Source organism: Cellulomonas terrae (assembly GCF_007990265.1).
Classification (GTDB): domain Bacteria; phylum Actinomycetota; class Actinomycetes; order Actinomycetales; family Cellulomonadaceae; genus Cellulomonas; species Cellulomonas terrae.
This window is the reverse complement of the sequence record NZ_BJWH01000008.1, coordinates 45,563-67,696: the sequence shown is the minus strand read 5'-3', so window position 1 is coordinate 67,696 and position 22,134 is coordinate 45,563. Positions and strand designations below refer to the sequence as shown.

General features: G+C 70.4%; 24 protein-coding genes and 1 tRNA gene. 17 read left to right on the top strand and 8 right to left on the bottom strand.

Going from position 1 to position 22,134, the window contains the following annotated elements:
- Position 1: 1 nt before the first annotated feature.
- The 9 genes from purD (at position 2) to CTE05_RS09445 (ending at position 12,041) form a co-directional block, all read left to right on the top strand.
- The gene (purD, locus tag CTE05_RS09485) at positions 2–1,306 is read left to right on the top strand and encodes a phosphoribosylamine--glycine ligase (protein WP_222595453.1); all 1,305 of its coding nucleotides are present in this window, start codon (positions 2–4) and stop codon (positions 1,304–1,306) included.
- Between the two features lie 73 nt (positions 1,307–1,379).
- On the top strand, positions 1,380–2,255 hold the full coding sequence (locus CTE05_RS09480) for a class I SAM-dependent methyltransferase (RefSeq protein WP_146845881.1): 876 nt from the start codon (positions 1,380–1,382) through the stop codon (positions 2,253–2,255).
- A 221-nt stretch (positions 2,256–2,476) separates the two neighbouring features.
- The gene (locus CTE05_RS09475; RefSeq protein ID WP_246123463.1) at positions 2,477–3,514 is read left to right on the top strand and encodes a LacI family DNA-binding transcriptional regulator; all 1,038 of its coding nucleotides are present in this window, start codon (positions 2,477–2,479) and stop codon (positions 3,512–3,514) included.
- A gap of 118 nt (positions 3,515–3,632) precedes the next feature.
- A complete protein-coding gene (locus CTE05_RS09470; protein WP_246123461.1) occupies positions 3,633–4,994 on the top strand; it encodes an ABC transporter substrate-binding protein in 1,362 nt (453 codons plus the stop codon).
- Positions 4,995–5,060: 66 nt separating this feature from the next.
- Positions 5,061–6,011 carry a carbohydrate ABC transporter permease gene (locus CTE05_RS09465; RefSeq protein ID WP_146845879.1) on the top strand — a complete coding sequence of 317 codons (951 nt, stop codon included), beginning with the start codon at positions 5,061–5,063 and terminating at the stop codon, positions 6,009–6,011.
- The gene (locus CTE05_RS09460; RefSeq protein WP_146845878.1) at positions 6,008–6,970 is read left to right on the top strand and encodes a carbohydrate ABC transporter permease; all 963 of its coding nucleotides are present in this window, start codon (positions 6,008–6,010) and stop codon (positions 6,968–6,970) included. Before CTE05_RS09465 ends, CTE05_RS09460 begins: the two co-directional genes overlap by 4 nt.
- A 195-nt stretch (positions 6,971–7,165) precedes the next feature.
- Positions 7,166–9,145 (top strand): right-handed parallel beta-helix repeat-containing protein, encoded by a 1,980-nt coding sequence (locus tag CTE05_RS09455; protein ID WP_146845877.1) that lies wholly within the window; start codon positions 7,166–7,168, stop codon positions 9,143–9,145.
- A gap of 5 nt (positions 9,146–9,150) precedes the next feature.
- A complete protein-coding gene (locus tag CTE05_RS09450) occupies positions 9,151–10,056 on the top strand; it encodes a dihydrodipicolinate synthase family protein (protein WP_146845876.1) in 906 nt (301 codons plus the stop codon).
- 14 nt (positions 10,057–10,070) lie between these two features.
- On the top strand, positions 10,071–12,041 hold the full coding sequence (locus CTE05_RS09445; RefSeq protein ID WP_146845875.1) for a YjhG/YagF family D-xylonate dehydratase: 1,971 nt from the start codon (positions 10,071–10,073) through the stop codon (positions 12,039–12,041).
- Positions 12,042–12,044: 3 nt separating this feature from the next.
- Here the strand turns inward: CTE05_RS09445 and CTE05_RS09440 are convergent, their stop codons facing one another.
- Positions 12,045–12,761, bottom strand: coding sequence for a response regulator (locus tag CTE05_RS09440; RefSeq protein WP_146845874.1), 717 nt, complete (start codon positions 12,759–12,761; stop codon positions 12,045–12,047).
- Positions 12,758–13,906, bottom strand: a complete 1,149-nt coding sequence (locus tag CTE05_RS09435) for a sensor histidine kinase (RefSeq protein ID WP_146845873.1) — start codon at positions 13,904–13,906, stop codon at positions 12,758–12,760. Before CTE05_RS09435 ends, CTE05_RS09440 begins: the two co-directional genes overlap by 4 nt.
- A gap of 74 nt (positions 13,907–13,980) precedes the next feature.
- On the opposite strand from CTE05_RS09435, the gene CTE05_RS09430 reads away from it, so the two are divergent.
- Both CTE05_RS09430 and CTE05_RS20250 read left to right on the top strand, forming a co-directional pair.
- Positions 13,981–14,565 carry a DUF6326 family protein gene (locus tag CTE05_RS09430; RefSeq protein WP_246123459.1) on the top strand — a complete coding sequence of 195 codons (585 nt, stop codon included), beginning with the start codon at positions 13,981–13,983 and terminating at the stop codon, positions 14,563–14,565.
- Positions 14,566–14,881: 316 nt separating this feature from the next.
- Positions 14,882–15,409, top strand: coding sequence for a hypothetical protein (locus CTE05_RS20250; RefSeq protein ID WP_186814815.1), 528 nt, complete (start codon positions 14,882–14,884; stop codon positions 15,407–15,409).
- 342 nt (positions 15,410–15,751) lie between these two features.
- Here the strand turns inward: CTE05_RS20250 and CTE05_RS09420 are convergent, their stop codons facing one another.
- Positions 15,752–16,120, bottom strand: a complete 369-nt coding sequence (locus CTE05_RS09420; protein ID WP_146845872.1) for an SCO4402 family protein — start codon at positions 16,118–16,120, stop codon at positions 15,752–15,754.
- A gap of 245 nt (positions 16,121–16,365) precedes the next feature.
- Here CTE05_RS09420 and CTE05_RS09410 point away from each other — a divergent pair, with 245 nt between their 5' ends.
- A complete protein-coding gene (locus tag CTE05_RS09410) occupies positions 16,366–17,448 on the top strand; it encodes a tyrosine-type recombinase/integrase (protein ID WP_246123458.1) in 1,083 nt (360 codons plus the stop codon).
- A gap of 45 nt (positions 17,449–17,493) precedes the next feature.
- Here the strand turns inward: CTE05_RS09410 and CTE05_RS20245 are convergent, their stop codons facing one another.
- The 3 genes from CTE05_RS20245 to CTE05_RS09400 form a co-directional block, all read right to left on the bottom strand.
- A complete protein-coding gene (locus CTE05_RS20245) occupies positions 17,494–17,664 on the bottom strand; it encodes a hypothetical protein (RefSeq protein ID WP_186814814.1) in 171 nt (56 codons plus the stop codon).
- Positions 17,665–17,677: 13 nt separating this feature from the next.
- On the bottom strand, positions 17,678–17,863 hold the full coding sequence (locus CTE05_RS09405) for a hypothetical protein (RefSeq protein ID WP_146845870.1): 186 nt from the start codon (positions 17,861–17,863) through the stop codon (positions 17,678–17,680).
- A gap of 87 nt (positions 17,864–17,950) precedes the next feature.
- Complete coding sequence (locus CTE05_RS09400) at positions 17,951–18,454, bottom strand: DUF4304 domain-containing protein (protein WP_186814813.1); 504 nt, start codon at positions 18,452–18,454, stop codon at positions 17,951–17,953.
- A gap of 41 nt (positions 18,455–18,495) precedes the next feature.
- On the opposite strand from CTE05_RS09400, the gene CTE05_RS20240 reads away from it, so the two are divergent.
- The 3 genes from CTE05_RS20240 (at position 18,496) to CTE05_RS09390 (ending at position 19,668) form a co-directional block, all read left to right on the top strand.
- Positions 18,496–18,633: a hypothetical protein gene (locus CTE05_RS20240; protein ID WP_186814812.1), complete on the top strand. Its 138-nt coding sequence runs from the start codon at positions 18,496–18,498 to the stop codon at positions 18,631–18,633.
- Between the two features lie 42 nt (positions 18,634–18,675).
- Positions 18,676–19,119, top strand: coding sequence for a DUF4279 domain-containing protein (locus CTE05_RS09395; protein WP_146845868.1), 444 nt, complete (start codon positions 18,676–18,678; stop codon positions 19,117–19,119).
- 192 nt (positions 19,120–19,311) lie between these two features.
- Positions 19,312–19,668, top strand: a complete 357-nt coding sequence (locus tag CTE05_RS09390; protein WP_146845867.1) for a DUF6188 family protein — start codon at positions 19,312–19,314, stop codon at positions 19,666–19,668.
- A gap of 109 nt (positions 19,669–19,777) precedes the next feature.
- Here CTE05_RS09390 and CTE05_RS09385 read toward each other — a convergent pair.
- Both CTE05_RS09385 and CTE05_RS09380 read right to left on the bottom strand, forming a co-directional pair.
- Positions 19,778–19,850 (bottom strand) — tRNA-Arg (locus tag CTE05_RS09385).
- 79 nt (positions 19,851–19,929) lie between these two features.
- On the bottom strand, positions 19,930–20,295 hold the full coding sequence (locus CTE05_RS09380; RefSeq protein ID WP_146845866.1) for a VOC family protein: 366 nt from the start codon (positions 20,293–20,295) through the stop codon (positions 19,930–19,932).
- Positions 20,296–20,372: 77 nt separating this feature from the next.
- Between CTE05_RS09380 and CTE05_RS09375 the strand changes: the two genes are divergently transcribed.
- Entirely contained in the window at positions 20,373–21,695 is a 1,323-nt protein-coding gene (locus CTE05_RS09375) for an FAD-binding oxidoreductase (RefSeq protein WP_146845865.1), read from the top strand.
- Positions 21,696–21,769: 74 nt separating this feature from the next.
- Complete coding sequence (locus CTE05_RS09370; protein ID WP_146845864.1) at positions 21,770–22,084, top strand: sunset domain-containing protein; 315 nt, start codon at positions 21,770–21,772, stop codon at positions 22,082–22,084.
- Positions 22,085–22,134 lie beyond the last annotated feature (50 nt).

Here is a 22,134-nt window from a genome sequence, read left to right as displayed (position 1 = left end):
CTTGGTAGTCGGCAGCGGCGGACGCGAGCACGCGATCGTCCATCACCTCCTGACCAACGACCCGTCGGTCGAGGTGATCGCCGCACCGGGCAACCCTGGCATCGCCGGCCTGTGCCGGACGGTCGACGTCGCCGTCACCGACGTCGAGGGCCTGACGAGGCTGGCGACGGACGAGCAGGTCGACTGCGCGATCGTGGGGCCCGAGGTCGCCCTCGACGCGGGCGTCGCCGACGCCCTCCGCACCCGGGCCGTGCCCGTGCTCGGCGCCGGACGGGACGCCTCCCGCCTCGAGACCAGCAAGTCGTGGGCGAAGGACCTCATGATCGAGGCGGGGATCCCCACCGCCACCGCGGTGCGCTTCCAGGACTCCGCAGCCGCCCTGGCTCACATCGCGACCCACGCGCTCCCGCTCGTCGTGAAGGCCGACGGTCTGGCCCAGGGCAAGGGTGCCGTCGTGTGCCGGACCCGCGCCGAAGCCGAGCAGGCGGTGACGGCCATGCTCGACACCGGCGTGTTCGGCACCTCCGGCTCGACCGTGCTCGTCGAGCAGTTCCTCGTCGGCGAGGAGTTCTCGCTGATGGTCTTCACCGACGGTGACGCGTTCGTTCCCATGCCGATCTCCCAGGACCACAAGCCCGTCGGAGCCGGAGACTCGGGCCCGAACACCGGCGGCATGGGCGCGTACGCGCCGGTCCCGTCCCTGCACGGAGCCGAGCACCTCTCGATCGAACGGATCTTCGTCCCGCTGCTCGCCGCGCTGCGGGCCAGAGGCATCGACTACCGGGGCGTCATCACCGCCAACCTCATCTGGACGGCCGACGGCCCTCACGTCATCGAGTTCAACGCCCGGTTCGGCGACCCGGAGGCGGAGGTCACCCTCCCCCTGCTGGAGACGGACCTCGTCACCATCACGCGAGCCGTCGACGGGCGTTCGCTGCACCAGCTCGACGTCCGTTGGCGCGACGGCTCCGCCTTGTGCGTCGTCATGGCTGCCTCCGGCTATCCCGGTGCACCCCGCGCCGGTGACGCGATCACCCTCCCCACGCACCCCGACGCGCACTCGATCGTCTTCCACGCAGGGACATCGGTGCGTGACGGGCAGCTCGTGACGAGCGGGGGGCGCGTCCTCATCGTGACCGGCGTGGGCGGTTCCTTCGCCGAGGCCCGAGAGCGCGCCTATGCGACCGTCGACGCGATCCGGTTCGACGGCGAGCACCACCGTGCCGACATCGGCTGGCGCTCGCAGGCCCACCTCGCCGACGTCGCAGCCGGGCGGCGGGAGCCACGCGACCTGGCGCAGGTCTGACACCACGCCGTCGGAGACCGCCGGAGCGTCCGTGCCGCTGGTGAGCGACGACCGCACTGCTACCGTCCGGCAGATGCCCGCCGACGAGTACCTGGACCTCAACCGCACCAACTGGGACAGCCGCGCCGCGGTCCACGCCCAGGGCTACGGCATCGACGAGCTCCTCGCCGACCCGCACCGCCTGTCGGCCGTCGTCGAGTTCGACCGCCCCCGCCTCGGCGACATCGCCGGCCTCGACGGCGTCCACCTGCAGTGCCACCTCGGCACCGACACCCTGAGCCTCGCCCGCCTGGGCGCGCGCATGACCGGCGTCGACCTGTCCGGCGCCTCCCTCGACGTGGCCCGCAGCCTGGCCACCCGCGCCGGAGCGACCATCGACTACGTCCAGTCCGACGTCTACGCAGCACCGGACGCGCTCGACGGCCGGCGTTTCGACCTCGTCTACACCGGCATCGGCGCCATCTGCTGGCTGCCGAGCATCCGCCGCTGGGCGCAGACGGTCGCGGACCTCCTGCGTCCGGGTGGCCGGCTGTTCATCCGCGACGGACACCCGGTCCTGCTCTCGACGCTCGCGATGACGGTCGGCGCCGAGCACGTCGACCGCGAGCAGCAGCCGTGGATCACCGGCCCGTCCGGCGTCACACCCGCCCTCGAGCTCCCCTACTTCGAGCAGGCCGAACCGCTGGTCTGGAGCGACGAGTACACCTATGGCGGAGCGGACAAGGTCGCGCAACCGCGGTCGATGGAGTGGAACCACGGGCTCGGCGAGATCGTCACCGCGGTGCTCGACGCCGGCCTCGAGCTGACGTCGCTGACCGAGCACGACAGCGTCCCGTGGGACGCGCTGCCCGGTCTGATGGTCCTCGACGAGGACATCGACGAGTACCGCCTGCGCGACCGGCCCGAACGCCTCCCGGCGACGTTCACGCTGACGGCCCGCCGACGCTGACTGTCGCGCACGCATGGCCCCGAGGGCCACGCGGGGCGGCGAGGCTCGACGCACGGCGACGGTGAGGTCGCGGTCGGGCGACCTCTCCCACTGCCCGTGCGCACCACGGCTGGCCACCCTCAGCTCGGTGAACATCACCCCGCCCTCGTCCGGGAGGGATCACGTGAGGCTCGGTGAACCGATCGGGTGCAGGTACCCTGCCCGCGAAGGGGGGTCGAGCCGTGGCAGTCACCATGCGGGATGTCGGGCGCCGCGCCGGCGTCTCGGCGAAGACGGTCTCGAACGTGATCAACGGCTACCCGTACATCCGGCCCGCCACCCGCGACCGCGTGCTCGAGGCCATCGCCGAGCTGGGGTACCGGATGAACACCTCCGCCCGCAGCCTGCGCACCGGCCGCCGAGGCACCATCGCGCTCGCCCTGCCGGAGCTGCGGGTGCCCTACTTCGCCGAGCTCGCGAGCGAGGTCATCCATGCCGCGGAGGCCCGCGGGCTCACCGTGATCATCGAGCAGCACGGTGGTCGCAGGGACCTGGAGCTCGATGTGCTCACCGGCTCCCGGCGCGACCTCACCGACGGCCTGATCTACAGCCCTCTTGCCCTCGGGCCCGGCGACGAGGCGCTGCTCGACGTCCCCTACCCGATCGTCCTGCTCGGAGAGCGCATCTTCCACCCCAACCTGGACCACGTCACGATGCAGAACACCGCCGCGGCGAAGGCCGCGACGGAGCACCTCCTGGCGCAGGGACGACGCAGGATCGTCGCGATGGGGCCGAACCCGGACCAGGACGTCGGCTCGGCGCCCCTGCGGTTCGCCGGGTACCAGGCGGCGGTCGAGGAGGCCGGCATCGCCGTCGACCCCGCCCTCGCGGTCCCCACCAAGCGCTCGTGGGACCACGCGACCGGTGCCCGGACGATCGGTCGCCTCGTCGACGACGGGGTCGACTTCGACGCGGTCTTCGCGTTCAACGACTCGCTGGCGCTGGGGGCGATGCACGAGCTCCAGGCCCGGGGCCGACGAATCCCCGACGACGTCGCCGTCATCGGGTTCGATGCCATCGACGAGGGCCGCTACTCGAACCCGACCCTCACGACGATCGACCCGGGACGCGCCCAGATCCCTCGCGATGCCGTACGCCTGATCGACGAGCGCCAACGGGGGGTCGCGGGGGACCCGTGCCGGGTCGCTCCGGAGTTCCGGCTCGTGCCAGGCGGCTCCACCGGCGCCGAGGAGCTGGCGGCCCGGGGCGCGCGCGCCTGATCACCCTTCTCCGCGGTCACCCCGCACGACGACGCCCGGACCGATGTCGGCCCATGTCTTGACCTGGGCCTCTTCATCGATGAAGACTCGGCGGCAACCCGGATCGAGGAGGATTCGCATGCGGACGACGCAGAAGTCCCGACGGCGTGCAGCCGGAGTCGCCTTCACACTCGGAGCAGCCATGGTGCTCGCCGCGTGCACCGGCGGTGACGACGACGGCGGGAACAGCTCGGCCGCATCCTGCACCAACACCATCAAGGTCGAGGACGCCCCCGTGGTGACCGTCTGGGCCTGGTACCCGGCCATGGAACAGGCGGTCGACCTGTTCAACGAGAACAACGACGACGTCCAGGTGTGCTGGACCAACGCCGGCCAGGGCGGCGACGCCTACCAGGCGTTCAGCACCGCGCTCGAGGCGGGCTCCGGGGCACCGGACGTCATGATGATCGAGGCGGAGTTCCTCGGGCAGTACACGATCCGCGACGCGCTCGTCGACCTCGCACCCCTGGGTGCCGCCGACCTCGCCGACGAGTACACCGAGGGTGCGTGGTCGGACGTCACCGAGGGCGACGCCGTCTACGCGATCCCGGTCGACGGCGGGCCCATGGGCTTCCTGGTGCGCCAGGACATCTTCGACGAGTACGGCGTCGCGGTGCCGACCACGTGGGAGCAGTTCGCCGCCGCCGCCGAGCAGCTCAAGACCGCCGGGTACGACGGGTACATCGCGAACTTCCCGCCCAACTGGTGGGCGTTCTTCCAGGCGATGGCGGCCCAGCGGGGCTGGGCCCCGTTCGAGTACGACTCGGGCAGCACCGAGATCGGGATCGACATGGCGACCCCCGAGGCCGTCGAGGTGCTGTCGTTCTGGGAGGACCTGGTCGACCGCGACCTCCTCGCCACCGACGAGGCCTTCACCGCCGACTACAACGCGAGTCTCGTCGACGGGACCTACGCCTCGTACGTGGCCGCGGCGTGGGGCCCGGGCTACCTGGCAGGGTTGTCCGACGCCGACGCGGACGCCGTCTGGCGCGCCGTGCCGCTCCCCCAGTGGGAGGGCCAGGAGCCGCGTCAGGTGAACATCGGCGGCTCCACGTTCGCGGTGTCCGAGCAAGCCGACAACCCTGAGCTCGCGGCCCGGGTCGCCATGGAGATCTTCGGCACCGAGGAGGCGTGGCAGATCGGCATCGAGCAGGCCGCCCTGTTCCCGCTGTGGCGCCCTGTCCTGGAGTCGGACGACTTCGCGAACCTGGAGTACCCGTTCTTCGGCGGCCAGCAGATCAACAAGGACGTGTTCCTCGAGTCGGCCGCCGGCTACGAAGGCTTCACCACGCCGCCGTTCCTGACCTACGTCTACGACCAGGGCACCGAGCAGCTCACCGCCCTGGTCGAGGGCAGCACGGACGCCGCGGGTGCGATGGAGGCGATGCAGCAGAGCGTCACCTCCTACGCGGAGTCGCAGGGCTTCACCGTCGTCGAGTGAGACCGATCGCGCGGACCGGACGTGCGCCGTCCGGTCCGGGCAACGTCCTCGAGGAGGCGGACTGACATGGTGACGACGACGACCAGGGCGGGCGAGCGCCGCGCCGTCCGCGCACCGGTGAAGCCACGCCCCGGCCGCATCGAGCGGAACCGGCAGTGGTGGGGATGGGTCTTCCTGGCCCCGTTCGCGGTGGTGTTCCTCGTCCTGCTCGTGGCGCCGCTGGCGTACGCGTTCTGGATGAGCCTGCGCACCAGCACGCTGGCCGCCGGCGAGTCGTTCACCGGGCTGGCCAACTACCAGCGGGCGTTCACCGACCCGCTGTTCCTCCAGGGCCTCGGCCGGGTCTGCCTGTTCGTCGTGGTCATGGTGCCGATCCAGCTGGGCGTCGCGCTCCTCGCGGCGCTCGTCCTGGACACCCTGACCACCCGGCTGTCGCGGTTCTCCCGGTTGATGATCTTCGTGCCGTACGCGGTGCCGGCGATGATCGGCGCGCTGATGTGGGGCTTCCTGTACAGCCCGCGGTTCGGTCCGGCCACCGACCTGTTCGGTCTCGTCGGTGCCACGGCACCGGACTTCCTCGCCCCGGGCACCGTGTTCGGCAGCCTCGTGAACATCGTGACCTGGCAGTGGTCCGGCTACTACATGATCATCCTCTATGCCGCCCTGCGCGGGATCGACCCGTCGCTGTACGAGGCGGCGCGCATCGACGGCGCGAGCGGCCGCCAGATCGCGCTGCGGATCAAGGTGCCGATGATCTCCGCCGCACTCGTGATGGTGGTGGTCTTCTCCCTGATCGGCACGCTCCAGTTCTTCACGGAGCCCTCGATCCTGCGCAACGTCGCCGCCGGCTCGATCCCCGTGCACTACACGCCGAACATGTACGCGCACGGGCTGGCGTTCTCGTACCAGCAGTTCAACTACGCGGCGACGATCTCCTTCGCCCTCGGCGTCATCGTCTTCGCGTTCTCGTACCTGTTCCTGTTCCTCACCCGCAAGCGGAGCGGACTGAACTCATGAGCCTCCAGACGACCGGTGGCGCAGCCGGGGCACCGCCGTCCGAGCAGACCGTGCGTCGTCCCCGACGACCCGGCCGGGGTGCGGACGGCCCCGACCACGACGCGCGGGGGCCTCGGGGGTCGCGCCTCGGGTCCCACCTGTTCCTCCTCGCGCTCGTCCTGTACTTCATCACCCCGCTGTGGTGGCTGGTGGTGGGCTCGACAAAGTCGAACTCCGGCCTCTTCGCCAGCAGCAGCAGCCCGCTGTGGTTCGCCGACGACTTCGCCTTCGTCGACAACGTGCAGCAGCTCTGGACCTACCAGGGCGGCATCTACTTCACCTGGCTCGGCAACTCGTTCTTCTACGCCCTGGCGGCCGGTGTGGGCGCCACCATCCTCGCGCTCTTCGCCGGCTACGGGTTCGCCAAGTACCGCTTCCGGGGGCGCAACGCCGCCTTCGCTCTGCTCCTGGGCAGCGTCATGGTGCCGCTGACGGCGCTCGTCATCCCGACGTTCGTGCTCCTCGCCGAGATGGACCTCGTCAACACCCGCTGGGCCGTGATCCTGCCGTCGCTCCTGAGCCCGCTCGGGGTCTACCTCGTCCGCGTGTACACCCAGGACGTGGTGCCGGACGAGATGCTCGACGCCGCCCGGGTCGACGGCGCCGGGGAGCTCCGGCTGTTCTTCCAGGTGGCTCTGCCCCTGCTCCGGCCCGCCATCGTCACGGTGCTGCTGCTGACCGTCGTGGCCACCTGGAACAACTACTTCCTGGCCCTGACGATGGTCCGCAGCCCGGAGCTGCTCCCGATCACCGTCGGCCTCGCGCAGTGGCAGGCGCTGTCCAGCGGCGGCGCCGGCGGCGAGACCCTGTGGAACCTCGTCGTCACCGGAGCGTTCCTGTCCATCATCCCGCTCGTCGTGGCGTTCCTGGCCCTGCAGCGGTACTGGCAGGGGGGCCTCGCCCTCGGCGCGATCAAGTAGCTCCTTGGCCCGACCTGGGCACCCGACGTCTCCGCGATCCCAGGAGGTCCCGCCCGTGCCCGACGCCGCCGTCGCGCCCATCCTCCGGCGCACCATCGGGGGATCGCCTCGCCCCCGCGCGGAACGGCAGCTCCCGGTGGAGGGTGAGACGGTGCTCGATGCTGCCCCTCGGCCGAGCGTGACGGAAGGACTCTCGTGACCACGTTCCATGTCGCCGTGACCGGCTCCGACCGGGCGGACGGCACGCCCGTCGCCCCCTTCCGGACGATCAACCGAGCCGCGCGTGCGGCGATGCCCGGTGACACCGTGCAGGTGCACGAGGGCACGTACCGCGAGTGGGTCCGGCCCGTGCGCGGCGGCACCGGCGACGACTGCCGCATCACCTTCGAGGCGGCACCCGGCGAGCACGTGGTCATCACCGGTGCCGAGGTCGTCGCCGAGTGGGTGCACGAGGGGGGGACCGTGTGGCGGGCCGAGGTGCCCTGCACCCTCTTCGGCGACGACAACCCGTTCGCCGAGCCCGTCGTCGGCGACTGGCTGCACCCCGGCCCGGGCGGCGTCCTCGCGCACCGCGGTGACGTCTACCTGGACGGTCGCTCGTTCCACGAGGTGCACGAGCGCGCCGCCGTCGATGCACCCGAGCGCCGCACCCACGTCCGCTACCCCTGGACGGCGCTCGACACCGAGCTGGTCGACCCCGACGGGACCCTCCTCGTCTGGTACGCCGAGGTGGGCGACGACGTCACGACGATATGGGCGAACTTCCAGGGCGTGGACCCGAGCTCCGCGCTGGTCGAGATCAACGTGCGCCCGGCCGTCTTCTACCCCACCCGGACGAACCTCGACTTCATCACCGTGCGCGGCTTCGAGCTCGCGCAGGCCGCGACGCCCTGGGCACCGCCGACGGGCGACCAGCTCGGGCTGATCGGGCCGAACTGGGCCAAGGGCTGGGTCATCGAGGACAACCTGATCCGGGACTCGAAGTGCGCGGGCGTGTCCCTCGGCAAGAACGCGGCGAGCGGTGACAACTTCGCCCTCGAGCGGGGCGACAAGCCGGGGTACCAGTACCAGATCGAGGCGGTCTTCACGGCCGCCCACCAGGGCTGGGAACGCGAGCGGGTGGGCTCGCACGTCGTGCGCCGCAACGAGATCCGTGACTGCGGGCAGAACGGCGTCGTCGGCCACCTGGGTTGCGTGTTCTCGACCATCGAGGACAACCACATCCACCACATCGGGACGAAGCACGAGTTCTACGGCTACGAGATCGGCGGAATCAAGCTGCACGCCCCGCTCGACGTCACGATCACCCACAACCGCATCCACGACACGACGCTGGGCATCTGGCTGGACTGGCAGGTGCAGGGCACGCGGATCAGCCGCAACCTGATGTACCGCAACATCCGCGACCTGTTCATCGAGGTGAGCCACGGGCCGGCGACGGTCGACCACAACGTGCTCGCCTCCCCCGTCGCGATCGAGCTGTTCAGCCAGGGCAACGCGTTCGTCAACAACCTCGTGCTGGGCGCGCTGCGCATGCAGCCGGTGCTCGACCGCGCCACGCCGTACCACGTACCGCACTCGACGCAGCTCGCGGGGTACGCGTTCGTCTACGCCGGCGACGACCGGTACGTCGGCAACCTGTTCGTCGGAGCGCACCGCGGCGTGTTCGGGCCGGACGCACCGCTGGTGCTCGAGGAGTTCGACCCGGAGTCGTTCGGGACGCACGCCTACGACGGCTTCCCGGCCTCCTGGGAGGAGTACCGGGAGCGGGTGGGCGCCTACTCCGGGGCGGGCGACCACGCCCGGTTCCACCTGGAGCACCAGCCCGCGTACGTGCGCTCGAACGCATACGCCGACGGGGCCCGGCCGGCCGCGCACGAGGACGGCCCGCTCACCGTGGCGCACGACGCCGTCGTGCGGGTGGTGGAGGAGGGCGACGAGGTGCACCTCGAGCTCCGCCTGCCCAGCGCGCTCACGGTGCCGTCGACCGTCGTGACGATGGGCGCCGATCTGGGCCGGGTGCGGATCGCCGGCACCGGGTACGAGAACCCCGACGGGTCGCCGCTGCTCTGCGTCGTGGACCTCGTCGGCGAGCACAAGGAGCCCGGCCGCTCCTACCCGCCGGGGCCGCTCGCCCGCCTCGGCGACGGCACGACGCGCGTCCGGGTCTGGTGAGCACCGTGAGCACAGGGGCCAGGTTCTACGCCCCGGCCGTGACGGCGTTCGACGCCGACGGCGAGCTCGACCGGGACGGCAACGTCGCGGTGTGGGACCACATCCTCGGTGGCGGGGTCGACGGGATCGTCCTCATGGGCAGCACGGGCGAGTTCTACGCGATGCGACCCGACCAGAAGCGCGAGCTGATCGACCTCGCCGTCGAGCACGTCCCGGCGCGCGGGGAGCTGATCGTGGGCACGGCGTGCCTGCGGGCCGACGAGACGGTCGAGCTGAGCCGGTATGCCCTGCACGCGGGCGCGCACGCCGTCATCGTCATCAGCCCGTACTACTTCGCCCTGAGCGATGCCAGCGTCGAGGCGTACTTCTCCGAGGTCGCCGGGCAGGTCGACGGCGACGTGTACCTCTACAACTTCCCGGCGCGGACCGGGTACGACCTCAGCCCCTCGGTGACGCGGAACCTGCTGCGTCGGCACCCGAACATCGTCGGCTACAAGGACACGGTGCTCGAGGTCGGCCACACCCGGGCGCTCCTCACCGAGCTGCTCCCCGAGTTCCCCGACTTCCGCGTGCTCGCGGGCTTCGACGAGAACCTGCACCACGTGGTGACCTCGGGCGGGGCCGGGGCGATCGGCGGGCTCGCCAACCTGTACCCGGAGGTCTGCGCGGCGTACGCGCGCGCGGTCGACGGCGGGGACGCGGCGGCGATCTCTGTGCAGCAGCGCCGCGTCGACCGGCTCATGGAGCTGTACACGATCGGGGTCCCGTTCTTCCCGCTCCTCAAGGAGGGCATGGTGCAGCGAGGTGTCGCGATGCAGCGCCACTCGACGTTCCCGCACCTGCCCGCCACGACCGAGCAGGCGGCCGCGGTCGCCGGGCTGATCGCCGCCGTCGAGGCGATGCCGCGATGAGCCGGGGTGGCGCGGTGACCTGGCAGTCGCTGCTCGAGCCGAACGACGCCATCTACGCCGTCCGCACGCAGGCTCCCGGGCCGGAGGGGCGCCTGCCGCTGACGCCTGCGCTGCTGCGGGACTCCCCGAGCGGCGACGTCTTCGGGATGACCCAGAACGCCGGCATGGGGTGGCCGCGCGCCAACATGCTGGGGCCGCAGGTGATGATCGTCTCGACGGCGGGCGGCATGCGGTCCGAGGACGGCCGCCCGATCGCGCTGGGCCTGCACTCGGGACATTTCGAGCTCAGCGACCAGGTGCGCGCCGCCGCGGAGACGATCGCCGATGCCGGTGGGCTTCCTTTCGCGACCTACGTCAGCGACCAGTGCGACGGGCGCTCGCAGGGCACCACAGGGATGTTCGACTCGCTGCCCTACCGGAACGACGCCGCCATCGTGATGCGACGCCTGATCCGGTCACTCCCGACACGGTCGGCCGTCATGGGTGTCGCCACCTGCGACAAGGGCCTGCCCGCGACGATGATGGCGCTCGCGTCGCAGCACGACCTGCCGACGGTGCTGGTACCCGGCGGCGTCACCCTCCCGCCGGCGCAGGGTGAGGACCTCGCGCGGGTGCAGACCCTCGGTGTGCGGTACGCCAACGACGAGCTCTCGCTCGAGGACGCCGCCGAGCTGGGGTGCCGGGCCTGCGCGTCCCCGGGCGGGGGCTGTCACTTCCTGGGGACGGCGGCGACGAGCCAGGTGGTCGCCGAGGCACTGGGCCTGGCGCTGCCGCACTCGGCGCTGGCGCCCTCGGGAGAACCGGTGTGGGCGCAGGTGGCACGGCAGTCGGCGCACGCCGTCCTCCGGCAACGGGAGCTCGGGATCACGACGAGGGACGTGCTGACGGAGCAGGCGGTCGAGAACGCGATGGCCGTGCACGCCGCCATCGGCGGCTCGCTGAACCTGCTGATGCACATCCCCGCGATCGCGCACGCCGCCGGGCTGCGGCGTCCGACTCTGGACGACTGGGTGCGGGTCAACAAGGCGGTGCCGCGGATCGTGAGCGTGCTGCCGAACGGGCCTGTGCACCACCCCACCGTCCGGATGTTCCTGGCCGGCGGCACGCCGGAGGTGATGCTTCACCTGCGCGACCTCGGCCTGCTGCACCTCGACGTGCTGACGGCGACAGGAGAGACGCTGGGCACGGTCCTTGACTGGTGGGAGTCCTCCGAGCGACGGGTGCGGATGAAGCAGGTGCTCCTGGACCAGCAGGGGGTCGAGGCCGACGACGTGATCATGTCCCCCGCGAGGGCGCGCGAGAGGGGGCTCACACCCACGGCGACCTTCCCCGTCGGGAACCTCGCGCCGGACGGCTCCGTCGTGAAGTCCACGGCGATCGACCCCAGCCGGATCCGGGACGGCGTCTTCCACCACGTCGGGCCGGCGCGGGTGTTCACGTCCGAAGCAGCCGCGGTGGCCGCCATCAAGGAGCGAGCGGTGAGTCCGGGCGACGTGATGGTGATGATGGGCATCGGCCCGACGGGCACGGGGATGGAGGAGACCTTCCAGGTCACGTCCGCGCTGAGGTACCTGAGCTACGGCAAGGAGATCTCCCTGATCACCGATGCCCGGTTCTCGGGCGTCTCGACCGGCGCGTGCGTCGGTCACGTGGGCCCCGAGGCCCTGGCGGGCGGGCCGATCGGGAGGGTGCGCGACGGCGATCTGGTGGAGATCCGGATCGACGTGGCGAACCTGGAGGGGACGATCGACCTCGTGGGCGACGGGTCGGGGCGGTTGACGCCGACCGAGGGCGCCCGGCTCCTGGCGCAGCGCTCGCCGCACCCGGACCTCGCGCCGCATCCCCAGCTCCCCGCCGACACGCGCCTGTGGGCCGCGCTCCAGGAGGTGAGCGGGGGGACGTGGGCCGGGTGCGTCTATGACACCGACCGCATCGTCGCCGTTCTCCGCGCGGGACTGGCAGCGTTGGACGGCGCCGACGGGTGACTGTCACGCCGGCGGGTCGCCTGACGATCGCCGGAGCGAAGCATCACGGGTCGCGGCTCCCCCGACGCGGTACTGGCTAGGGCGTGCCTCATAGGCCCACATGGCGAGCTCCACGCGATTGCGGACGCCGAGCTTCCTCATGAGGCTGGCGAGGTGGGCCTTGACGGTGCTGATGCTGATGTACAGCTCGCCGGCGATCTCGTCGTTGGTGCGCCCCAGCGCCACCGGAACGAGAACCTCCTCCTCGCGGGCCGTCAGGGGTTCCAGGGGCTGCCGTACAGGTCCTGGCTCTGAGTGTGCGAACGCTGCCAGGAGGCGGACGGTCACGCTCGGTGCGATGAGCGCGTCCCCGTCAGCCGCGGCGCGGATCGCCTGGGTGAGCAGCGCGGGTCCGGCGTCCTTGAGCAGGAACCCGCGGGCACCGGCCTTGAGCGCCCCATAGACGTACTCGTCGAGGTCGAAGGTCGTGATCACCACGATCGGCAGAGGGTCGTCGACGTCGGGTCCGGCCAGCTGACGGGTGGCTTCGATGCCGTTCATCAGCGGCATCCGGATGTCGAACAGGCCGACGTCCGGGCGGAGCTGCAGCGCCAGGCGCACGGCCTCGCGGCCGTCGGCGGCTGCACCGACCACCTCGATGTCGGGTTGGGCGTCGAGCAGCATCGTCAGACCGGAGCGGACGATGTGCTGGTCGTCGGCGATCAGCACCCGGATGCTCATCGTGCGGTCCCGGTCCGGGGAAGCGTCGCTCGGACCCTCCAGCCGCGGCCGGCGGCCGGCCCGGCTTCGAACGCGCCGCCGAGCAGGGTGGTTCGTTCCTTCATCCCCACGAGGCCGAACCCTTCCGTGCTGCTGCCGGCCGGGCTGGGCGCACCGTCGTCGTCGACGGTCAGACGAACCCCCTCGGCGTCACCGACCACGGCCACGGTGACCCTCGTCGCGTGGCGCGCGTGCCGACGAGCGTTCGTGATCGACTCCTGGGCCAGCCGGTAGATCGCTGCGCCGACGGCCGGGCTGAGGTCCTGGAGCTCGCCGGAGAGCATCACCTGGACCCGAGGACGCGACTCGGAACCGCTGGCGAGCTGCTCGAGGTCGGCCACCCCGGGCTGCGGCGCGAGCTCCGCATCCTGCGAGGCGCGCAGCACGCCGACCATGGTGCGCATCTCGACGAGCGTCCGGGTGGCGGCGTCCTCGATGGTGGCCAGCGCCTCGACGGCACGCCCCGGGTTCGAGGCCGCCACCGCACGTCCCGCCTGCGCCTGGATGGCGATGCCGGAGACGTGGTGGGCGACCGTGTCGTGAAGCTCGCGAGCAAGCTGCTCGCGTACGCGGGCCTTGGCTTCGTCGATGTCGCGCATGCGGGTGACCGCGTGATACCGGATCGCAGCACCGAGCGCCGCGGCGAACAAGAAGAAGGCGTACGCGCCCACCGCATCGACCAGGCTCGTCGGGTCCGCCACGAGGCTCACGGCCAGCCAGGCGGCGATGAGACCGAAGCCGAGCACAGCCTCACGACCGGCCCCCCAGCGGAACAGGGAGTAGGCCAGGACCAGCACCCCGCCGACGCTCATCAACAGGACGGCGCCCTCCCCCGCGACGATCCGCACACTGTCGAACACCGTCAGCAGGCCGAACGAGGCGACGACGGCGCCGAGCGGGTGAGTGCGTCGCCAGAGCAGGGGGGCAAGAGCCAGGAGCACCGCGACGAGCACGATCGGCCGCCAGATCACGTCATCGCGAAGGACCGCTTCGGCCACGGACCAGACGGCCAGCACGGCGACGAGCACCCAGTCCCGGAGGTTCCGTGCGGGAGGGTTCACCGGTCGAGGCTCGGCCCACAGGGTGCGCAGGACGGTCGTGACCATCCGGTCAGCCTAGGGATCGCGCCATCTGCGGCGAATCAGCCGAAAGCACAAGATGGCCCCTGAGCGACCGGCCAATGCAGGTCGGGCTGCACGGCCGGTGTGCCCAGCACGGCGGTCGGCGATCGTGGCGGAACAACACTTCACCACGAACAACGGAGCACACGATGAGAAACCGTGAAGACCACACCACCGCCCTGGACGAGTCGCGGCTGCCGGTGCGAGCCAAGCTCGTCGCGGCGTGGACGAGCCTCATGTTCCTGTACGCCTACGTCGACATCATCGGCTTCTTCGTGCCGGGCAAGATCGACGACATCCTGGTCGGCGTCGTCTTCGAGTTCGACATCACGCAGGCGCTCTTGACCGGCTTCCTCGTGCTCATGGCCATCCCGATCCTGATGGTGGTGCTTTCCGCCACGCTGCCAGCCCGCGCGAGCCGGATCGCGAATCTCGTCGTGGCATCGATCCAGATCCCCTTCGCGATGTTCAACGCGGTAGGCGAGACCTGGACGTTCTACTACTGGGGCGCCGTCGTGCTGGAACTGGTCCTGCTCGCCGCGATCCTTCGGCTGGCGTGGACCTGGCCTAGCCGCGTCGCGTCGCCGGTGACCACGACAGCGAGCGTGTACGACGAGACTCATCAGACGCAGCGGCTCGCATGACGGCAGCCGAGAAGTCGCCGATCGACAGTTCGACGCTTGTTGGGTGAACGTGCCGGTGGGACGCTCCGGCCCATGAGTTTCGACGTCCACGTCCAGCGCTTCGTCGACGGCGAGCCGGCCGACGCGACCAGTGCCCAGCTTCGCGATCTCATCCCGCCCCGCTGACGCAGCAACTTGCGAGCGGACTACTCGATCGCCTCGGAGGTGGAGTCACCACCCGCCGGCCTAGCGCGAACGACGGCCGGTCATCCTCGGGGCCGATACCCCTGCCCGACGGCCTAGTTAGCATGGCCGCCGGACGACCTGGAGGCCATCTGTGACGACTGCCCGTGCTCGCACGACCACCGCCCTGCTGACCGGCCTGACGACGGCCGCGTACTACGCCGTGCCGGACGTGACCAGCACCCGCGCCACGCGACGATGGCTCAAGGCCGCCTGCCTCGCCGCCGGTGCGGCGGTCGCCGTGCCGGACGCGCGCCAGGCATGGACGGAGCTGCACGAGGCACGGCGGCGCCGCACGGCCGGCGAGGCCACGAACTTCGACGGCACGGCCCTCGACGGCATCCCCGTCGCAACTGAGAACCTCGCTCAGAGCGTGCTCGACGACGTCGGGGGCGGCCCCGCGCCCTCAGCGGCCGCGCGCATGGTCGTGCGCGGCGTCGTCGTCGTGGTGGCGCTCGCCGGCTCGGTGGCCGTCACGGTCGCGTTCGAGCGGTGGGTGTTCCGCCGCGGTGAGGCGCGCGCCGCCGCGGGGGTGCGGTTGGCGCACACCCGCACGGGTCTGGTGCTCGGGGCGCTGACCGCGGCGAGCGCCCTGATCCCGGACTCGGCCGAGCGCCGCTGACGTCTCACCTGTACCTCGCGCAAGATCCCGGCCGGGTCGTAGACCTCCAAGAAGTCCGCGCGAGGATCGATGCTCACAGTGATGCGCCCCAAGTCAGGTCGTCCGGCGGTCAGCCACCGGTGCCGTCCTTCGACGTCCCCACTCGAAGGCGGCCACCAGAGACGTCTTCCGCATCCGCAAGTTCGAGCCAGTGGCGGAGCGAACGGCGTCGCTACGCACCCGGCGAGGTCGCCGAACTTCGGGTGCCGACGTCGGACGGTTGGGTCGGGTCCGGGCGCTCCACCGACGTCCTGGCCTCAACGTCAGCTGGCGAGGCAATGCGCGCGCTCGAATCTGTGGCGACTACGTGCGGTCGGCGGTCCGGAGCACGTCCAGCGCTTCGCCGGCTCTAGCGCGAACCAGCGGCCAATTGGCGTCACCGAACCACAAGCGATCCACATCCTCCGGTTGCAGGCGACCAGCGACGGCGAGCACTGCCTCGACCACGCGACTTACGGCCAACGCCTCACGCTCGTCGTACAGAGTCCGGCCGATCGACTCGCTCGGGTCCTTGGCATCCCACCAGGTGTCATCAATCAGCCAGTGGATCGCGTTCGTGACATCTGGCCAGCGCGGGTCTACGTCACTGCCCGACAGGCGGGGAGGCTCCGCTGCCAGGCACTCCAGCGCCGCGAGTACGTCCTCACGCCAGTCGGGAAACTCCAGCGTCATGAAGACGCCCTGCGGATCCCGTACTTGTGTCCGCGCATGGTCGAAGGCTAGCGGCGCCGCGCATCCGCGCTCGCCGTGCTCGGGTGGCCGGTGCGGACGCCCCACCACCTCGCCGAGACCGAGCAGATCCCCTGCCGCCGGCTCGGCACCGTCATCCTCATCCCGGCCTCGTGGGTCGATCGGGAGCCCGCGCAGCCGCGCCGCCGCTGATGTCCGTCACGCGACGGACACTGCCCTCGGGCACGGTGACCTGGCGCGCGAAGGTCTTCTTCGAGCACCGGGTCATCGCCGAGAAGTCGTTCCAGCGGAAGACCGATGCCCGGCGCTGGGAAGCAGACCAGCTGGTCAAGCTCCAGCGCGGCACCTGGATCGACCCGACCCGCGGTCGGGTGTCGTTCGGGACGCTCGCCGAGGAGTGGCAGGGCTCGCGACAGCACCTCGCGGTCCGGAGCCAGGAGACGACGCAGTTCCTGCTCGACTCCTACGTCATCCCCCTGCTCGGACGCTTCCCGATCGCCGTTATCTCCGCGACGGACGTCGAGCGTGTGCTCACGTCAATGACGGTCCGCGGGCTGGCCACGGCCACCCGGCGGCGCGTCCTGTCCGTCATCCGACTGGTGCTCGACTACGCCGTCCGCGACCGGCGCATCTCGGTCAACGTCGCCCGCTCGATCCCGCTCCCCAAGGGCACCACCAAACGCGAGCCGCACTGGCTGCGCGCGGGACAGCTGGGCAAGCTCGCCGACGCGATGCCGCCGAACTGCCGACCGGTCGTGCTCTTCCTCGGCCTGGCCGGCTGCCGGTTCTCGGAGATGTGCGCGCTGCGGGTCGACGACGTCGTCCAGACGCCGCACGGCTTCGGAGTGCGAATCCACCGCGCCGCCCCACAGTCGAAGCGGACCAGCGGGGCGATCTTCGGCCCGACGAAGACACACCAGACCCGGACCGTGCCGGTCCCGCCGACGCTCGAGACCTACGTCCGAGACCGGATCGACAGCGCGCCGTCCGGCTCGTACCTCTTCCCAAGCCCGACCGGCGCGATCTGGACCAACACGAACTTCCGGGTCCGGTCGCGCTGCACCGAGACCACTCAGTCGGTCGGCCTGGCCGGCACGACGATCCACGACCTCCGCCACACTGCTGCCTCGCTTCTCATCGCCGCCGGCGCCGACGTGAAAGCGGTCCAGATGATCCTCGGCCACGCCACAGCGACGATGACGATGGACCTCTACGGCCACTTGTTCTCAGAGGCGCCCTGGGTCGCGATGGAGCGAATGCCGATGTTCCCGGAGCCCGGCAACGCGACGGGCGACGCCACCGCCAAGTGACTCCTGGAGTCGGAGGCAGCCGCGGGGGTGTCGATCCGACCTAAGTCATCCGTCGATGACGGTCGCGTTCTTCCAATCCCAGCAATCAGGAGACGTAATGGGGGAGCAGAACGCCGAGTCGTGACGCTCGGCGTATTCGGTTGCGGTGGGCTCGCCACAGTTCGGGCAACTGTCGGTGGCCATCATTTCTCCCGGCGTCGGGTCGAAGGTCGGCACTTCGGAAGGGTGCCTAGCGGAAGTCGTAGTCCTCATCCATTCCGCTCGACAACCAGATGTCCTTGGCGTCCGATTCGCTCAGCGTCTGGCTGTCGTCATGGTCGTCACCAATCATGCATCGACAGACTTCCTCGTTCCGCTGCTCCACGCCGTTGATCAGGGTGTCGTACCAACGCAGGTGCTTCGGTCCCGTGGGCATGTCTCGATGTTACGGAGTCCGACCACATAGATCTCGCGCTTCGCCCACCTGAACGAGGGCGAGAAGACGAGCCCAGAAGTCGCAGCGTCACAGAAGGCCAGAGGCGGATGCCCTTGCATCGAGCCACGGCAGTGCGAGGCAGAAGAGGTCCCGCATGACCTCGTCAAGAATCGGCTCAACGGGCTGGCCCGTGGTCAGCTCCCACCAGTGGTCGACTCCCTCGTTCCGCAGAAATCCGATTCGGTTCTGCGCTGCAGGCGGGCCGATGTGGGTCGTCGGGCTCGGCTCCTTGCCCATCCACGGGTCGCGGGCAACGACGCTCGCCCACGCGTCACGCCGGATCACCGAGACGTTGACCGTGAAGGAGACCGAGTCGCGATCACTCCAGTACGACTTCTGGAACGCGAGTTGCGCCCAGTGAGTCGTCGACGGCACGGCGAACTTGCCTGACGATCCTCGCAAGCCGACAGTACGAAGCGCCGGGGCGACCTCGTCGCGAAGCACGCGCTTGTAGACCTCCTGGGCCGGCTCATCGCTCGGCTCCGCCGGTCGGCGTCCGCTCTTCCACGCGTCGTAGTGGGCCCGCGTCACGGGCTCAGAGTAGTGATCGACGACCCCCGAAGGCGGTCCAGATGATCCTCGGCCACGCCACCGCGACGATGACGATGGACCTCTACGGCCACCTGTTCTCCGAAGCGCGGTGGGTGGCGATGGAGCGGATGCCGATGTTCCCGGAGCCAGGTGCCGGGGACCGGTCACCGGGCGGCTGAAGTGGCGCGGTTGACCAGGCAGTAGCCCATATCGTCGTCCGCATGGTTGATGTCCCCTGGAAAGTGAGGCAGTACTGCTACTTCTGGATCGCGAGCGAAGTCGTCAGCGCCGCGGACATCGCCGACGTCCTCGGTATTTCGCCGGATCGGACCGCCGTCATGGGTGCCACTCGCACGTCTCCTCGGACTGTTCCGCCCGAACACCGGTGGGAGATCGTCTGCGACGTCCATGGCCGTATCGACCAGCAGGCAACCTCGGTACTCAACCGAATCGCGCCCGTCACCCAACAAGTGCGAGCACTAGTGGACCGCGGCGACGTCAGGGCAGGCCTGATGATGGTGCGCTTCTTCGATGACGAGGACGGGGGCTACCGAGCCATGGGCTGGTGGCTCAACCCCGATCAGGTTGGTCTCCTGGCCGCCATGGGTGCTGCCATCGACGCCGATGAGTACGCAGGCGACTTCACCGCACACTCTCCGGACTAGGGGGCGAACAACTCGGACGTGGCACCGTTGGTGACTGGGCAACGGATGTCGATCCATATCCGAGCAGGCGACCGCGCGCCGACCGGAGCAGCCCCATCCGGCGGTGCCGGCTGGCGCGGGTCAGGGGGGCGCAGACCAAAGACGTCCGTCGCAGTCGATCTAGACCCCCTCGCGCGCTGACACAATCCGAGCGTGTACGGACTCGAGGTTGGTACGGACGTCAGCGGCCTGAAGGGCCGCACCATCGAGCAGATCGCGGTTGGCGAGCATCAGGCGCAACTCCATCTGTCGAACAGCGCCAGCATTTCCATCGAGGGCGACTTCTCGATGACGTCGGCCGGCGGGGCACCAACAATCTTCGAGCGTCCGAGGGACGCCGCACAGGCCCTCGCCGACCGCCTGGGCCTCGACGTCGTCTCCGCGGACGTTCTAGAGCCTGGCGTCCTCACGCTCGAGTTCTCCGACGGATCCCAGCTGCGCGCCTACGACTCCAGCGACCGCTACGAGAGCTACCAGATCCGCATCGGCGACCGGCTCATAGTGGTGTGAGCCCGTCTTTGGGGACTGCTGACCATTTGCTGACCACGAGGCCCCTGCAAGCACCGCGGCGGACTCACCGGATGCAGCCACCAAGGCTGTGAACTGCAACAACACACTGTGCGCCTGGGCAGATTCGAACTGCCGACACCCGCTTTAGGAGAGCGGTGCTCTATCCCCTGAGCTACAGGCGCGCGGGCCGCACAAGCGACCCGTGCACGCCCGAGAGAACCCCGGACGCCGGGTCAGCCTACAAGGCACGACCCGGTCAGTTCACGCCTCGCTGAGGACGCAGAACTCGTTCCCCTCGACGTCCGCCAGCACGACGAACGAGCGCGACGGTCCTTGCCCCACGTCCACGCGGGTTGCTCCCAGCGCCTCGAGCCGCGCGACGTCGGCCTCCTGGTCGGCGGAGAAGAAGTCGAGGTGCACGCGGTTCTTCACGGTCCGCTTCTCGGGGACGGGCTGGAACACGATGCTGGGCGGGCCGTAGACGGTCTCGCCCTCCTGTGCCTCGATGATGACTTCGCCGCGCTCTCCGGACCCGCGGCCGGACCAGCCGAGGGCCTGCTGCCAGAAGTCCGCCACGGTGGCGGGGTCGGTGCTGTCGATGACGATGCCGCTGAACGTAAGAGTCATGCGCTTCATCGTGCACCGGGGGTCTGACACTCCGCAGACCCTTGGCAGAGCCGCCCGAGAGCCGCCAGAGTCGTGCCATGCCGATGGCCGGAGCGCTGCCCGCCACCTTCGAGGGCGACGTCCTCGTCCCTGGTGAGATCGAGTACGACGCCGCGCGCGCCGTGTGGAACGGCGCCGTCGACCGTCGCCCGAAGTACGTGGTCCGCTGCGCGGGCACCGACGACGTGCGCGCCGCGGTCCGCGTCGCGCGCGAGCTCGGTCTGCCGATCGGGGTGCGGGGCGGCGGGCACAGTGCGGCGGGGTGGGCGGTGCCGGACGGCGGGCTGATGATCGACCTGTCGCGGATGCGGGGCGTCGTCGTCGACCCCCATGAGCGCACAGCCCAGGTGCAGGGCGGGGCGCTGCTGGGGTCGTTGGACGCGGCCACGCAGCCGTTCGGGCTGGGGACGACGGCGGGGATCGTGTCGCACACGGGCATCGGCGGGCTGGCGCTCGGTGGGGGTGTCGGCTGGTTGGGCCGGCAGGTGGGGCTCACCTGCGACAACGCGCTCGGGTACGAGGTGGTGACGGCGGACGGCGACCTTGTGCGTGCGACGGCCGACGAGAACCCCGACCTGTTCTGGGGGTTGCGGGGTGGCGGCGGCAACTTCGGGGTCGTCACGCGGTTCGACCTGAGGTTGCACGACGTCGGCACGCAGGCGCTCGTCGCGGAGGTGGATCTCGACCCGGCGCACGGGCTCGAACCGCTGCGGGCGTGGCTGGCGGCGGCAGACGACGCGCCGCGGCGCGCGACACTCATCGCGGAGGTGCGGGCCGGGGGTCCGCTCACTCTCGGGTTCGTCTGGGTCGGACCGCCCGACGACGCTGCCCCGTTGGTCGCGCAGCTCGACGGCGTCGGCGCCGTCCTGGAACGTCGTGTCGCGCCGATCAGCTACCTCGACCTGCAGCGGCAGTCGGACGTCGGGGCGGCGTACGGCTACCGGCGCTACGCCAAGAGCCACTACGTCCGGGAGCTGCCCGATGCGGCGCTGGAGGCGTTCCTCGCGCACACGGAGGCAGACGTCGGTGCCGCGAGCCTCGTCCAGTACGGGGGCGCGATCGCGGACGTGGACCCGGGAGCGACGGCGTTCGCGCACCGCGACACCCGGTTCGAGTACGACGTCGGCGCCAAGTGGGCGGACCCCGCCGAAGACGAACCGCACGCCGCGACGTGCCGGAGGCTCGCGGCGACGATCGAGCCCTGGAGCAAGGGCGTGTACGTCAACGCGCTCGGGGTCGAGGGCGCCGCGGGAGTCCACCGGGCGTACGGCGACGCCACGTACGCGCGCCTCCAGGCGCTGAAGACGATCTGGGACCCCGACAACACCTTCCGGCTCAACCAGAACGTCCCGCCCGGGTGAGCACGGCGCCGCCGCGTCAGATGCATCCATGTGGGCGATAGACACCCTCGCCACGTCGCGGTCACGCTTCGACGGTGTCCTTCCCCGGTGTCCGTCTCGCTCTGGTGGCCGTCGCTGTCGGGCTGACCGTGGCGGGTTGCCTGCCGGAGCCCGTGCAGCCGTCCGCACCCGCCGGCATCGTCGAGGAGGTACCGGCTGCGCCGCCGGCCGCCCCCGCACAGGAGTGCGTCGTCAAGGGGAACGTCTCGATCGACTCGGGTGAGCTGATCTACCACGTGCCGGGTCAGGAGTTCTACGACGAGACGATCATCCGCGAGGAGTTCGGCGAGCGCTGGTTCTGCTCCGAGGAGGAGGCCGTCGCGGCAGGGTGGCGCAAGAGCCTGCGGTAGGCTGGCGGGGAGCGCACGACCCTGGGGGTGACTGCCCCATCGGGTGTCGG

Excerpts from the sequence above, each read along its gene's own strand:
- CTE05_RS09465 (WP_146845879.1), top strand. The coding sequence starts at position 5,061 with ATGGTGACGACGACGACCAGGGCGGGCGAGCGCCGCGCCGTCCGCGCA.
- CTE05_RS09435 (WP_146845873.1), bottom strand. The coding sequence starts at position 13,906 with ATGGTCACGACCGTCCTGCGCACCCTGTGGGCCGAGCCTCGACCGGTG.
- CTE05_RS09375 (WP_146845865.1), top strand. The coding sequence starts at position 20,373 with ATGCCGATGGCCGGAGCGCTGCCCGCCACCTTCGAGGGCGACGTCCTC.
- CTE05_RS09470 (WP_246123461.1), top strand. The coding sequence starts at position 3,633 with ATGCGGACGACGCAGAAGTCCCGACGGCGTGCAGCCGGAGTCGCCTTC.
- CTE05_RS09420 (WP_146845872.1), bottom strand. The coding sequence starts at position 16,120 with ATGACGCTGGAGTTTCCCGACTGGCGTGAGGACGTACTCGCGGCGCTG.
- CTE05_RS20240 (WP_186814812.1), top strand. The coding sequence starts at position 18,496 with ATGATCCTCGGCCACGCCACCGCGACGATGACGATGGACCTCTACGGC.
- CTE05_RS09380 (WP_146845866.1), bottom strand. The coding sequence starts at position 20,295 with ATGACTCTTACGTTCAGCGGCATCGTCATCGACAGCACCGACCCCGCC.
- CTE05_RS09405 (WP_146845870.1), bottom strand. The coding sequence starts at position 17,863 with ATGCCCACGGGACCGAAGCACCTGCGTTGGTACGACACCCTGATCAAC.
- CTE05_RS09395 (WP_146845868.1), top strand. The coding sequence starts at position 18,676 with ATGGTTGATGTCCCCTGGAAAGTGAGGCAGTACTGCTACTTCTGGATC.
- CTE05_RS09430 (WP_246123459.1), top strand. The coding sequence starts at position 13,981 with ATGCAGGTCGGGCTGCACGGCCGGTGTGCCCAGCACGGCGGTCGGCGA.
- CTE05_RS09480 (WP_146845881.1), top strand. The coding sequence starts at position 1,380 with ATGCCCGCCGACGAGTACCTGGACCTCAACCGCACCAACTGGGACAGC.
- CTE05_RS09460 (WP_146845878.1), top strand. The coding sequence starts at position 6,008 with ATGAGCCTCCAGACGACCGGTGGCGCAGCCGGGGCACCGCCGTCCGAG.
- CTE05_RS09440 (WP_146845874.1), bottom strand. The coding sequence starts at position 12,761 with ATGAGCATCCGGGTGCTGATCGCCGACGACCAGCACATCGTCCGCTCC.